The 13,097-nt window shown below is 67.6% G+C and carries 14 protein-coding genes; 10 read left to right on the forward strand and 4 right to left on the reverse strand.

The genetic code is table 11. The annotated features are described in order from the left end of the window. Positions 1-69: 69 nt before the first annotated feature. Positions 70-1,476, reverse strand: a complete 1,407-nt coding sequence (locus OPU67_RS09280; protein WP_267619253.1) for an alkaline phosphatase — start codon at positions 1,474-1,476, stop codon at positions 70-72. Between the two features lie 98 nt (positions 1,477-1,574). On the opposite strand from OPU67_RS09280, the gene OPU67_RS09285 reads away from it, so the two are divergent. The 3 genes from OPU67_RS09285 (at position 1,575) to OPU67_RS09295 (ending at position 4,399) form a co-directional block, all read left to right on the forward strand. Next, positions 1,575-2,375, forward strand: a complete 801-nt coding sequence (locus tag OPU67_RS09285) for an exodeoxyribonuclease III (RefSeq protein ID WP_267619254.1) — start codon at positions 1,575-1,577, stop codon at positions 2,373-2,375. 47 nt (positions 2,376-2,422) lie between these two features. Further along, on the forward strand, positions 2,423-3,454 hold the full coding sequence (gene ribA, locus OPU67_RS09290) for a GTP cyclohydrolase II (protein ID WP_267619255.1): 1,032 nt from the start codon (positions 2,423-2,425) through the stop codon (positions 3,452-3,454). A gap of 273 nt (positions 3,455-3,727) precedes the next feature. Continuing rightward, positions 3,728-4,399: an imm11 family protein gene (locus OPU67_RS09295; RefSeq protein WP_267619256.1), complete on the forward strand. Its 672-nt coding sequence runs from the start codon at positions 3,728-3,730 to the stop codon at positions 4,397-4,399. Positions 4,400-4,507: 108 nt separating this feature from the next. Here the strand turns inward: OPU67_RS09295 and OPU67_RS09300 are convergent, their stop codons facing one another. Then, positions 4,508-5,470, reverse strand: coding sequence for a right-handed parallel beta-helix repeat-containing protein (locus OPU67_RS09300; protein WP_267619257.1), 963 nt, complete (start codon positions 5,468-5,470; stop codon positions 4,508-4,510). Between the two features lie 158 nt (positions 5,471-5,628). On the opposite strand from OPU67_RS09300, the gene OPU67_RS09305 reads away from it, so the two are divergent. From OPU67_RS09305 to OPU67_RS09330, 6 genes are all read left to right on the forward strand, one after another. Further along, positions 5,629-5,910, forward strand: a complete 282-nt coding sequence (locus tag OPU67_RS09305) for a hypothetical protein (RefSeq protein WP_267619258.1) — start codon at positions 5,629-5,631, stop codon at positions 5,908-5,910. Positions 5,911-5,920: 10 nt separating this feature from the next. After that, positions 5,921-6,139 carry a hypothetical protein gene (locus tag OPU67_RS09310; protein WP_267619259.1) on the forward strand — a complete coding sequence of 73 codons (219 nt, stop codon included), beginning with the start codon at positions 5,921-5,923 and terminating at the stop codon, positions 6,137-6,139. Positions 6,140-6,171: 32 nt separating this feature from the next. Further along, positions 6,172-7,371 (forward strand): acyl-CoA dehydrogenase family protein, encoded by a 1,200-nt coding sequence (locus OPU67_RS09315; protein ID WP_267619260.1) that lies wholly within the window; start codon positions 6,172-6,174, stop codon positions 7,369-7,371. A 1-nt stretch (position 7,372) separates the two neighbouring features. Further along, positions 7,373-8,596, forward strand: coding sequence for a CoA transferase (locus tag OPU67_RS09320; RefSeq protein ID WP_267619261.1), 1,224 nt, complete (start codon positions 7,373-7,375; stop codon positions 8,594-8,596). Between the two features lie 94 nt (positions 8,597-8,690). Further along, positions 8,691-9,917, forward strand: coding sequence for an acetyl-CoA C-acetyltransferase (locus tag OPU67_RS09325; protein ID WP_267619262.1), 1,227 nt, complete (start codon positions 8,691-8,693; stop codon positions 9,915-9,917). Further along, positions 9,914-10,762, forward strand: coding sequence for an FAS1-like dehydratase domain-containing protein (locus OPU67_RS09330; RefSeq protein WP_267619263.1), 849 nt, complete (start codon positions 9,914-9,916; stop codon positions 10,760-10,762). Before OPU67_RS09325 ends, OPU67_RS09330 begins: the two co-directional genes overlap by 4 nt. Before the next feature lie 117 nt (positions 10,763-10,879). Here OPU67_RS09330 and ppk2 read toward each other — a convergent pair whose 3' ends face one another. Further along, the gene (gene ppk2 / locus OPU67_RS09335) at positions 10,880-11,653 is read right to left on the reverse strand and encodes a polyphosphate kinase 2 (RefSeq protein WP_267619264.1); all 774 of its coding nucleotides are present in this window, start codon (positions 11,651-11,653) and stop codon (positions 10,880-10,882) included. A 54-nt stretch (positions 11,654-11,707) separates the two neighbouring features. Here ppk2 and phhA point away from each other — a divergent pair, with 54 nt between their 5' ends. Continuing rightward, on the forward strand, positions 11,708-12,646 hold the full coding sequence (gene phhA, locus OPU67_RS09340; RefSeq protein ID WP_267619265.1) for a phenylalanine 4-monooxygenase: 939 nt from the start codon (positions 11,708-11,710) through the stop codon (positions 12,644-12,646). Positions 12,647-12,737: 91 nt separating this feature from the next. Here the strand turns inward: phhA and OPU67_RS09345 are convergent, their stop codons facing one another. Further along, complete coding sequence (locus tag OPU67_RS09345) at positions 12,738-13,091, reverse strand: hypothetical protein (protein ID WP_267619266.1); 354 nt, start codon at positions 13,089-13,091, stop codon at positions 12,738-12,740. Positions 13,092-13,097 lie beyond the last annotated feature (6 nt).

Here is a 13,097-nt window from a genome sequence, read left to right on the forward strand (position 1 = left end):
CCCGGGTCGAGGGTTTTTTGCTGCCTTCCCGGAGCCGCAGCCCATCCGGGCTGCGATGTCCTCGGCTTCCTACTTCTGCCAGCCCAGCGCCTGCGCCATGATCGTGAAGATGACGTTCTGCTCGATGACCCCGCGCGCGCGCGCCGCGCCGGGGCCGGTGGCAAACAGGGCGACATCCTCGCCCCCGTGCGTCTCGGCGCCGGTGGGGACGAGCGACTGCTGGCGCGCCGCGATGCCGGTCGTCGGCTCGGGACGCTCGCCCTTCACAGCGCCGGGACCGTTGGCGTAGCCGAGCGTGGCGTAGGGCTTGCCGTCGAGCGCGCGGGTCGGCGCGCCCGGCAGGTCGGCGCCCGCATGATCCCCGTCGCCGCCGCCCGGCGGGGGGATGACGAGACCAAGGATGTCGTTGCCGCGCACCGGGTAGCCGGCGATGGTGAAGACGTGGCTGTGATCGGCGGTGACGAGAATCAGCGTCTCCCGCGGATCTGTGTGGTCGACCGCCCATTGCACCGCCCGGGCGAATTCCACCGCTTCCTCGAGCGCGTAGCCGGCGCGGCCTTCGTGGTGGGCATGATCGATGCGCCCGCCTTCGACCATCAGGTAATAGCCCTTCCTTGCGCCCTTCAGGCGGTCGATCGCCTGCGCGGTCATGTCGGTGAGGGTCGGCTCGGCGCTGTCGGGCTTGCGGTCGGCCATGTAGGTGAGGTGGCTGGGGCTGAACAGGCCGAGCACCGGCTTGTCCTTCGGCGCGGCGGCGAGGCCTGCGGCGTCCTTCACCACCACGCCGCCGGTCTTTGCGGCCCACGCGGCGGGCAGGTCCGCCGCCGGGTCGGCACGCCGCCCGCCGCCGGTGCTGCCATAGAACATCGCGGTGCCCCCGCCGAGGGCAAGATCGAACCTGGCGTCGACTAGCTGCTGCGCGATGTCCTTGCAGCCCTGCCCCTGCTGATCGGCAGGGATATTGGTATCGCTTTCCCAGTCGCGATCCGCCGTATGGGCATAGACCGCCGCCGGGGTGGCGTGGGTGATGCGGGTGGTGGTGACGATCCCCACGCCAAGGCCGCGCTTCTTGGCTTCCTCGCCCATCGTCGGCAGCGCATGGGCGAGCGCCTCCTTGCAGACCCCGCGCGTCGCCTCCGGCCCGATGCCGAGCACGCCGATACGGGTCTTCACGCCCGTGTTCATCGCGCTCGCCGTGCCCGCGCTGTCGGGGACCTGCGCGTTGGTGTTGTAAGTCTTGACCAGCGCGACATTGGGGAATTTCTCGAAGCTGAGCTGGTTTTCCTCGCCGGTTTCCCCGCGCTTCTGCGCTTCGTAGATGCGTGCAGCGGTGATGGTCGAGATACCCATGCCGTCACCGATGAACAGGATGACGTTCTTCGCGCGCGGCTCGGCCGGCGCGCGGCGATCCTTGGCGAGCGCCGGGGTGGCGGCGGCGGACGCGAGCAGCAGGGCGGCGAGAATGGTGCGGGTCATGGCGGGTCTCCCAAGGGCGCGGCCGCTCCTATCGCGCGCCCGCGCGACGATAAAGTGAAAGCTGGAAACTTGCGGTGGGTGGTCCTAAGTCCCGCCCCATGCTGTCCCCCAAGCTCTCCGTCGCCACCTGGAACATCAACTCCGCGCGCCTGCGCGTGGGGCTGATCGAGAAGCTCCTGACCGAGGCCGCGCCCGACATCCTGTGCCTGCAGGAGATCAAGTGCGAGAGCCACCTGTTCCCGGCCGAGGCATTGGCGAACCTCGGCTACACCTGGCAGGCGGTGAGCGGGCAGAAGGGCTATCACGGCGTCGCCACGGTGAGCCGCGTGCCAATCCGCGAGGTCACGCGCCACGACTGGCAGGACAATGGCGAGGCGCGGCATATCGGGGTCGAGGTGCTTGGGCGCGACCTGCTGCTCGAGAACGTCTACGTCCCCGCCGGCGGTGATGTGCCGGACCGCGCGGTGAACCCGAAGTTCGGTCAGAAGCTCGATTTCCTCGGGCGCATGACGCGCTGGGCCGACAAGCTCGACCGCCCGACGCTGATCGTCGGCGACTTCAACATCGCTCCGCTGGAAAGCGACGTGTGGAGCCACAAGCAGCTCCTCAAGGTCGTCAGTCACACGCCGATCGAGGTCGAGACGCTGGGCAAGTTCCGCGACGCGCACGGCTGGGTCGATATCGGCCGCGAGCACGTGCCCCATCCGGGGCGCTACTACTCCTGGTGGAGCTATCGCAATCCGGGCTGGCAGGAGAACGACAAGGGGCGGCGGCTCGATCACATGTGGGCCTCGCCCGAACTCGCGAGGCAGGCGACATCGCACCGCGTGATCGAGGAGGCGCGTGCCTGGGACCAGCCTTCGGACCACGTGCCGCTGGTGACGGAGTTCGAGCTCTGAGGGCAGGGCCCTCACCCGAACGCCGCGCCGCACAGGCGGTCGACGGCTTGCGCCACGGCTGGCCACTCGCCTTCGCGGGCGGGCCGACCCTGCTGCCGGTCGAGACGACCATCGCGCGCGGGGCCACCGCGCCCAGGATGCTGATCTCCGCCGCCCGCGCCGCCACCCTGAAGCTCGCCAACCAGCGCGAGGCCGCCCAAAGCCCTGGCGTGCCCCACGCGCCGGTCCTGATCGCGGGCGGCGAGGACTTCACGCTGTCCGATGCCCTGCCAATCGCCGATCCGGCGCTCGATCTCGGCAATCCCTTGAAGGGGCCGTTCAAGGCGGTCAGCTTCGCCTGGCCGGAGGTGGCCGCCGCCGCGCTGGAGTTCGCACGCATTGCAGGCATCCTCCCCGCGTTTCTCGTGGACGCCGAAGCCGCAGGCGAGGCGCTCCCCGTCGCGGTGAGCGATCTTGCGGCCTACCGGGACGCCGGAGCGCTCAGGATCGTCACCCGCGCGCGCCTGCCGGTCTCCGCCTGCGAGGACGCCGAAATCGTCGCCTTCCGCTCCGACGCCGACCTGCGAGAGCACGTGGCGCTCATCGTCGGCAGGCAGAACGGCGACCGGCAGCCGCTCGTCCGCCTGCATTCGGAATGCCTCACCGGCGACATCCTCGGCAGCCTCAAGTGCGACTGCGGCCCGCAACTCGACGCCGCGCTTCACGCCATGGCCGCCGAAGCGCGGGCGACCGGCGGGTGGGGCGTGCTGCTCTATATGCGGCAGGAGGGGCGCGGGATCGGGCTCATCAACAAGCTGCGCGCCTACCGGTTGCAAGACCAGGGCTTCGACACGGTCGAGGCCAACCAGCGCCTCGGCCTCCCCGACGAGGCACGCGACTTCCCGGTGGCGGCGCGGATGCTGGAGCTGCTGGGGGCGACGATCATCCGGCTGCTCACCAACAACCCGGCCAAGGTGCGTGCGCTGGAAGCAGCAGGGATCACGGTCAGCGAGCGCGTGCCGCACCAGCTCCCCGAAAATCCCCACAACGCCCGCTATCTTGCGACCAAGCGCGACCGGTCAGGGCACTTGCTGATCTGAATCTTGCGCTGTTCGGGGACAGTGTGGACATAGCGGAACCGGCCCGAAGCGGACAGACCGGACACCGTGTCCGGCGCCGGGGGCGACGATCAACGGAGTGACCGCATCAGCCTCGTCTGAGCCAAAAGCTGCCGTTCGGCTAGCGACCCCAAGGCGGTCATTGTGGCCATGCTGACTTCCGTCCGACATCCAGCCATTTGGCAGCGATTGCGAATAGCGTAAACGGGCCGGAATAAGCGAACGCCTTTGGCGTGTGCTGCGGGAGAAAGTGCGATGGTCTATTCGCTTGGCAAGGTCAGTGTTTATGAGACGACGCCCGGCATTGAAACTGTGGGCGGCGATGAAGCATGGACAAGGGTCGATTATCTGCATCCTGATGCGGTAGACCGACATGCCAAAGGGGAAGAAAATCATAGTCGGCGCTTGGGCTATGGCTATCCCATCGCACCCGAAACTGCACCGAAGGCAATGATCTGGAAAAGCAAAAGCAAGTTGCCGCCTGATTACGCCTTCGGCAATAACGAGATTATGCTGGTATCAAGAAGATTTCATGATATCGTTGATCGTTTTGAGCTTGGCGTGCATCAGTTTCTGCCAGTTCAGATGTATTTCAATCGGAACGACGCCGATCCGTTCGGCACCTTCTACTGGTTCGTATGCTGCACTTTGATCGACAGTCTCGATCCACACCTTACGACCATACCCTTCCGAGGTTTTTACGACGAGCGCATGGAGGATGGGTTACGTCGCGGCCGTTGGCACATTGATGCGGAGGCCGATCCTCCTCAGAAGGCAGTGTTCAGCCTAAAAGCGATTGGAAATCATCATCTGTGGCGCGATCCTTACCGCGCACGCAGCTATGTGCACTGCTCTGATGCGTTTGGCGATGCGATTGAGGGGGCTGAATTGAAAGGCTTTGGCCTTAAACATTTCGAGCAGATCTAAGCCCTCAAAGCCGCCATTCGCCTTTCCACCCATTTGCCGTCACCGAGGCAACTGCAGCGGCTTTCCGAAAGCGGACAGTCGTCGCGCTTTTCGAGCAGGCCGCAAGCCTCAGCGCTGCTCGTATTGCTTGATGCCGCCCGCGATCCTGTTGCCCTGCATCACGATTTGAGAGGCCGTCCAGTCCGCGAGGAAGGCGCTGCTGCGGGTGACGCCGGGGACGAAGCGCGCCTCGTTGTCCACCACCTGCAAGCCGTCTGACGGGTGCAGCAGGTCCTCCGCCCCCAGCGCGATGAAGGCGGAATAGTTCTCCTTGTCGCGCCCCTGCACGAACCAGTTGTCCGCGATCCGGCCAACGCTGCCCGCCGGCAGGTCGATCATATAGTTGGTCGCCTTGCCGTTCGCATCGTCGAAGCTGTTGTTTTCGAGGATCACCTCGCGGCTGCGGGCCTTGACGTAGTGCCCGCCCGTGCCGCGTTCGAAGCGGCTCTCGCGAACGGTGAGGGAACCGTAATTGCCGATGTAGATCGAATGCGCGCAGCCGGCCGAATTCTCGCAGGTGCCGAGCCCGGTGAAGGTCGAACGGGTGATGAAGATGCGGCCCGCAGGGTCGTCGGCGGTGAGGATGCCTTGCTGGCTGTCCTGGAAGCGCGCCTGGGCGACGTTCAATGCACCCTTCTCGAGCCGGATGCCTGCGCCGTTGCCGTCGGGCACCTTGATGTTGCTGAAGGTGATGCCGCGCACCTCGGCGCCGATGCCGCGCAGGACGAGCGCCGCCTTGCCTTCGCAGGCGCGCGCCATGAAGGTCACGCTGCCGGGCTCGGCCGCCTCGTAGACGATCACGCCATCGGTCTGGACGGCGCATTGGCGGTAGGTACCGGGCTGGATGCGGATCGTGGCGCGGGTATTGCCGACGGCGTCCACCGCCTGCTGAAGCGTGGAAAACCGCTGCCCGCTTTCCACGATGGTGAAGGCATCGGGCACCGGCTGCGCGCTGGCGGCGGCGAGCGGCAGGGCGAGCGCCGCGGCGGTGATCAGCGCCCGGGTCGGCGCACGGGGAGCGGTGGAGGTCATGGCGACATGATACCATCGGCCCTTGCGGCAACCACCGGCCCCGGACGCGGTGTTCCCATTTGGCACTTGGCGGGCGGGCCCCCGCGTGGCTAAACCCTGCCCCAGACCGGACGGAGCCTCGGGCGCTCCGATCCCCGCTCATCGAGAGGAGATTCCCCATGCGCACACTCAGGACCCTTGCCGTGATCGCGGCGCCCATGCTGATGCTCGCCGCCTGCGGCAGCGCCGACGATGCTTCGACCGAAGCCACGGCCGACACCGTCGAGATGCCCGCCGACAGCGCGCTCGCCCCGGTGAACGACGCGCCGGTCGCCGATCCGACCGCCACGGCGACGGATGCGCCGGCCGCGCCCGAGGCGACCACCACCGCCGCTGCCGATGCGGCGGCCGATGTTGCCGCCAAGGCCATCACCGCCGCCGAAGCCACCCCGGCGGAATAGGCGCCGCGCCGTGCGACGCTGCCTGCCCGCCGTCTGCGCGCTCGCGCTCGTCCTGGCCGCTTGCGGCGAGGAGGGCGCGAAGGCGCCCGGCGGGGTGAGCCCGGGCGAGGCCAAGGCGCTCGAGGACGCGGCCTCGATGCTCGACGAGCGCAAGCTGCCACCTGAGGCGCTGCCCAGCGATGTGCCCGCCGATGCGCCGACGCCGGAGGCCTCCGCCGCGGCGCCCTAGGCGTCCCTCCTTTTGCGACAAGGACCACGACCATGAACGCTCCCGCCAACCTTGCCCCGCACAATCCCGGGATGGACGAAGAGACCTTCGAGCAGTTCGCCGAGCAGCTCGCCCGCTACGTGCGCGAGCGGCTGATCCCCGCCGAGGCGCAGGTGATCGCCGAGGACCGCATTCCCGACGAAATCGTGAACGAAATGCGCGAGATGGGGCTGTTCGGCCTCTCGGTGCCGGAGGAATATGGCGGCGCGGGGCTCAACACGACGCAATATGCCCGCGTCGTGAACATCATGGCCTATGCCGCGCCCGCCTATCGCTCGATCTTCTCGATCAATGTAGGGATGTTCGCCAGCGCCTTGAAGAACGGCGCGACGGAAGCCCAGAAGGCCGAGTGGTATCCGAAGATCGCGGAAGGGAAAATCGCCTGCTTCGGCCTGACCGAACCCGGCTCAGGTAGCGACAGCGCCGCTATGGCGACCACCGCCACGCCTGATCCTGACGGCAACGGCTGGATATTGAACGGCACCAAGCGCTACATCACCAACGCCCCCCATGCCGACGTCGCCCTCATCATGGCGCGGACAGCCAAGGAGGCGCTGCCCAAGAACGCGCACGTCTCGGCGTTTCTGGTGCCGATGGACACGCCGGGCGTCTCGCGCGGTTCGCCCGACAGGAAGATGGGGCAATCGGGCTCCCACATCTCGGACATCATGCTCGACGATGTGCGGGTGCCGGGTGACGCGCTGCTCGGCGGCGAGACCGGCAAGGGCTTCGTCTTCGCGATGAAGAGCCTCGACAACGGCCGCATCAGCGTCGGCGCGGCGGCGACCGGCTATGCCCGCCGCGCGCTCGACAGCGCGCTGCGCTACGCCAACGAGCGCAAGGCCTTTGGCGAACCGATCGCCAATTTCCAGCTGATCCAGCAGATGCTCGCCGACAGCGAGATCGAGATCTATGCCGCCGAAGCCATGATGAAGGACGTCACCGCCCGCGCCGACCGGGGGGAGAACATTCTGGTGAAGGCCGCCGCCTTCAAAGTCTTCGCCTCCGAAATGTGCGGCCGCGTCGTCGACCGCGTGGTGCAGATCTACGGCGGCGCCGGCTATCTGGCCGAATACGACGCCGAACGCTTCTTCCGCGATGCGCGCATCTACCGCATCTACGAAGGCACGACGCAGATCCTCCAGCTCCAGATCGCCAAGCATATGCTGCGCGAGTGGGCGGCCAACGCCTGAGATGTACAACCTCCTCAACGACCTCTCCATCGTCGAAGTCTCGAGCTTCGTCGCCTCGCCCACCGCGGGGCTCTACTGCGCGCAGCTTGGCGCGGAAGTGATCCGCGTCGACCACAAGGCGGGCGGGCTCGATTACAACCGCTACATGCTCACCCGCGAGGGGCGCAGCCTCTCGTGGGAGAACCTCAACCGCGCCAAGAAGTCGGTCGCGCTCGACCTGCAATCTCCGCAAGGGCGCGAGCTGCTGGTGGAGCTTGCGGCCAAGGTCGGCCAGTGCATCACCAACCTGCCCGAGCAGAGCTTCCTCAGCCATGCCGCGATGCAAGCGAAGCGGGCCGACATGGTGAGCCTCAGGATCATGGGCTGGCACGATGGGCGGCAGGCGATGGATTTTACGGTGAACGCCGCGGCGGGTTATCCCCTCATGTGCGGGCCGGAGGAGTGGGACCCGGCGACCGCCCCGCCGGTCAACCAAGTGCTCCCCGCGTGGGACTTCATCACCGGGGCCTACGGCGCCTTCGCCATGCTCGCCGCCCTGCGCCACCGCGACCGGACGGGCGAGGGCAGCGAGGTGCGCCTGCCTCTCGGCGACGTCGCGATCGGGACGATGGCCAACGCCGGATTGCTGGCCGAAGTGCTCTATCGCGGGGGTGACCGCGAGCGATTGGGCAATGCCATATGGGGCGCCTTCGGGCGCGATTTCCGCAGCCGGGACGGCGTCAGGTTCATGGTCGCCGCGCTCACGCCCAAGCAGTGGAGCGGGCTGGTCAAGGCCTTCGGCGTGGCTGAGGGCATCGCCGCCCTCGAGGCCGAACACGGCGTCCGCTTCGCCGACGGGGACACCCCGCGCTTCCAGCACCGCGCCGCGCTGTTCGCGCTGTTCCAGCAGGCGGCGGACGGCATGGATTACGCCACGCTCGAAGCCCGCATGGCCGCCGAAACCTGCACCTTCGAACGCTACCGCACCGCCTATGAGGCGGCGAACGATCCGGTGCTGGTGGCAGGCAACCCGCTGTTCGGCCCCGCCCCCGCCAACCCCTCCGGTTTCGCCTACCCCGCCACCCGCAGCTTCGTGAACCTTCCGGGACGCGAGGCAGGCGACCCCGCGCCCGCCCCCTATCTTGGCGAGCATTCGGAGGAAGTGCTGGCGGAGAAGCTCGGCCTGTCCTCGGGCGCGATCGGCAAGCTGGTCGATGCGGGAACGGTGGCCTTGAGCGACAAGTGACACCCCATCCGTTCGTGTCGAGCGCAGTCGAGACACCTGCGCAAGGCCTCTCGACTTCGCTCGAGGCGAACGGAATTGTTGGAGAATTGATAGCATGACCAGACGCGCCGCCATTTGCACCCCCCTGCGCACCCCGGTGGGCAAGTTCCTCGGCGGGCTTGCGGGGCTGAATGCGGGCCAACTGGGCGCGGTGATCCTCAAGGCGCTGATTGAGCGCTCGGGCATCGATCCGGCGCGGGTGGACGATGTCGTGTTCTCGCAGGGCTACGGCAATGGCGAGGCCCCCGCGATCGGCCACTGGAGCTGGCTTGCGGCTGGCCTGCCGATCGAAGTCCCCGGTTTCCAGCTGGACCGCCGCTGCGGTTCCGGCGTGCAGGCGGTGGCGACCGCGGCGATGATGGTCGAGACCGGGATGGCCGACGTGGTGGTTGCGGGCGGCGTCGAGAGCATGTCGAACGTCGAGCACTACACCCTCGCCGCGCGCGGGGGCGTCAGGATGGGCGACATGGTGCTGCATGACCGCCTCAGCAGGGGCCGCGTGATGAGCCAGCCGATCGAGCGCTTCGGGGTCATCACCGGGATGATCGAGACCGCCGAAAACCTCGCCAAGGACTACGGCATCACCCGCGAGGAGGCCGACGCCTTCGCCGTCCGCTCGCACCAAAACGCTACTCGCGCCTGGGCCGAGGGCAAGTTTGCCGAACAGCTCGTCCCCGTCACCATCCCGAGCCGCAAGGGTGAATCCGTGGTCTTCGACCATGACGAAGGCTATCGCACCGACGCCTCGATGGAGACCCTCGGCAAGCTCGCCCCCATCGACCTACGCCGCGATCCGCAAGCCATTGTAACGGCGGGCAATGCCAGCCAGCAGAACGACGCGGCGGCAGCCTGCCTCGTGGTCGCGGAGGACAAGCTCGGGGAGCTCGGCCTCACCCCGATGCTGTGGTTCGGCGGCTGGGCGGCGGCGGGCTGCGATCCGGCGCGCATGGGGATCGGCCCGGTGCCTGCGGTCGAGCGCCTGTTTGAACGGCGCGGGTATAGCTGGGACGATATCGGGCTGGTCGAATTGAACGAGGCCTTCGCGCCGCAGGTGCTCAGCGTTCTCAAGGGCTGGGGCTGGTCGCAGGATGATTCGCGCCACGAGATCCTCAACGTCAACGGTTCGGGGATCAGCCTCGGCCATCCCATCGGCGCCACCGGAGGCCGCATCCTCGCCGACATGGCGCACGAGATGCACCGCCGCGGCGTGCGCTATGGCCTTGAAACCATGTGCATTGGTGGCGGCCAGGGGATCGCCGCCGTGTTCGAGCGGGCGGCATGAGCTACGATGCGTGGATCGGGCGCGAGATCCGCGCCAAGGACCGGCTGGACGAGGGGCTGGCGGCGCGCTGGCTCGCCACCTTCGACCTTGCGACACCGCATCCCCCGATCATGCCGCAGGGCATCCACTTCGCGCTCTGCACACCGCAAGCGCCCACCGCCAAGCTGGGCGAGGACGGGCATCCGGCACGGGAGGACGGCGCGGACAGCTTTCTCCCGTCCTTCCAGATGCCGCGCCGGATGTGGGCATCTTCGACGATCCACTTCCACGCCCCGATCGCCATCGGCGCGGTCATTGCGCAGACCAGCCGGATCGCCGCGATCAGCGAAAAGCAGGGCTCCACCGGGCCGCTCGCCTTTGTCGATGTTTCACGTGAAACACGCGCCAACGGCACGCTGGCGGTGGTCGAGACCCAGTCTATCGTCTACCGAGAGGCGGCTAACCCGGGTCAAGCGCTCGCTCCGCCCCCTCTGGGCGAGGCAAGCTTTTCGCCCGAGGGCTGGGACGCGCACCGCGTCCTCACCCCCGATCCGCGCCTGCTGTTCCGATACTCGGCGCTGACCTTCAACACCCACCGCATCCATTACGACGCGCCCTATGCCAGCGAGGTCGAGCGCTATCGCGGCCTCGTGGTGCATGGCCCGCTGATCGCGAGCCTGCTGCTGCAACTGGCCGCCCGCGAGCTTGGCGAGAACCGGCTGCGCGCATTCCGATTCCGCGGCCTCTCCCCCGCCATCGCGGGCGAGCCGCTGCATCTTGTGATGCGCGCCAGCGCCGAGGGTTACGAGCTGGCGGCGTTTGCAGGCGACGGGCGGCAGGTGACGGCGGCGAGCGCGGCGCTCTGACCTCCCCTCCCCTTGGGGAGGGGCTGGGGGTGGGGGCTCCACGCCAGCGGCCACGTGCGAGGCCTTTCGGCCTCGCCCCACCCCCGGCTCTTCCCTGAAGGGAGGGGAGACGAGTGCCTACCCCTCCCAGTCCGCAATCGGCTTCAGCACGCCGAAGGTCTCCTTCACCGGCGCCCGGCCGAGCTCGGGGAAGTCGATCGCCTCGGGAACCTCGTGGGTGTCGGGCACCCGCGACAGCAGGTCACGGATCAGCGTCAGCCGCCCGCGGCGCTGGTCGTTGAAATCGACGAGAGTCCAAGGGGCGTGCTTCGTATGCGTCGCCTTCAGCATCGCCTCGCGCGCGCGGGTGTAATCATCATATTTCGCGCGGGCGGCGAGATCGATGGGCGACAGCTTCCAGCGCTTCAGCGGATCGTCGAGCCGCTCGCGCAGGCGCTCCTCCTGGCGTTCCTGATCGGCGGCGAGCCAGTATTTGAACAGCAGGATGCCGTCGTCGACCAGCAGCTTCTCGAAGGCGGGCGCCGCCTTGAGGAAGGCCTTCACCTGCTCGGGCGAGGCATAGCCCATCACTGTCTCGACGCCCGCGCGGTTGTACCATGACCGGTCGAAGAGCACGATCTCGCCGGCGGTCGGCAGGTGGGCGACATAGCGCTGGAAATACCACTGGCCGAGTTCGGCCTCGGTCGGCTTGGGCAGCGCGACCGTGCGGCACTGGCGCGGGTTGAGATCGCGCGAGACCGCGCCGATCGCCCCGCCCTTGCCCGCCGTGTCGCGGCCCTCGAACAGCACCACCACCCGCGCCCCGCTCGCCTTCACCCAGCGCGCCATGCTGACCAGCTCGAGCGTCAGCGGTGCAAGGGCCGCTTCGTAATCCTTGCGCTTCATGCCCATCGGCGTCCCCCCTTTCATTGTCCCGTCGGCGCGAAAGTAGTATCATCTGAAACCATGGCAACTCTCGCAGACCCCCAGCCCGATTTCGCAACCCTGCCAGAGATGGCGGCGGAAGTCTTCACCGCGCCCCTCGCGCGGCCCGCGCACGTCAGCGAGGACTGGCTCGAGCCCGCGCAGACCGCTTACACGGCTGAGGATCACGCGGTGTGGGACGATCTCTTCGCGCGCCAGATGGAGGTGCTCCCCGGAAGGGCGTGCAGCGCCTTCATGGCGGGGCTGGAGAAGCTCGATCTGGGGCGCGGCGGGGTGCCCGAATTCGGCCAGCTTTCCGAGGAACTGGGCGCGCTCACCGGGTGGAGCGTGGTGCCGGTGCCGATGCTGATCCCCGATCACGTGTTCTTCTGGCACCTTGCCAACCGGCGCTTTCCGGCGGGGAACTTCATCCGCACGCGCGAGACCTTCGACTACATCGAAGAACCCGACGTCTTCCACGACGTGTTCGGCCACGTGCCGATGCTCACCGATCCCACCTATGCCGACTATATGCAGGAATATGGCCGCGCCGGGTGGAAGGCGATGCGCTACAACCGGCTGAAGGCGCTGGGTGCGCTCTACTGGTATACGGTGGAGTTCGGGCTGATCGAGGAGGCGGGCGCGGTGCGGGCCTATGGCGCTGGCATCCTGTCGGGGCCGACCGAGGCGAAGTTCGCAGTTGAGGCGGAGAGCCCCAACCGCATCATGCTCAACGTCGACCGGGTGATGCGCACCGATTACGTGATCAGCGACCTGCAACCGACCTATTTCGTGATCGAGAGCTTCGCCGATCTCTACCGCCAGACGGTGGAGCGCGATTTCGACCGGCTCTATCGCAGCCTGCCGGCCGGCTTCACCTACGCCAACAGCGCGGTGATCGATGTCGACAACGTGCTGCACCGGGGCAGCCAGGAATACCACCTGCGCGGCGGGCGGGGCAGCGGGGCGGCGCCGGTCTAGAGCGGTTTAGCGCGACGCAAGGCGGCCCGGAACCGCAGTTCCGGGCCGCCCTTTCGCGCTTCGACCTGAACCGGCCGCGGCGCCTTTGCGATTATTGGGCCGACGGGGTCGCCGTGCCGTTGTCCATCGCCTCGCCCTGCTTTTCCATGGCGTCGGCCTTGTCCTCGGCGCGGTCGACCATCGCATCTTCCTGCGCGTCGGTGATCTGGCCGGCGTCTTCCATGGCTTCGGCCTTGTCGGCGACGGCTTCGGCGTTCTGCTCGCCGGCGTCTTCCATCGCGTTTTCGTTGGGGCCTTCACAGGCGGCGAGCGAAAGGCCGAGCGCGGCGGCGATCAGCGTGGCGGTGTGCTTCGCGGTAAACTTCATCGTGTTCTCCATCATGAGGCGAGGCGTGCCGATGCCTGCCTGGCCCGGCACTATCGCCGGGCGGAGGAGAAGTTCCACGGACCT

The organism is Erythrobacter sp. WG (assembly GCF_026586795.1).
Taxonomy (GTDB): domain Bacteria; phylum Pseudomonadota; class Alphaproteobacteria; order Sphingomonadales; family Sphingomonadaceae; genus Erythrobacter.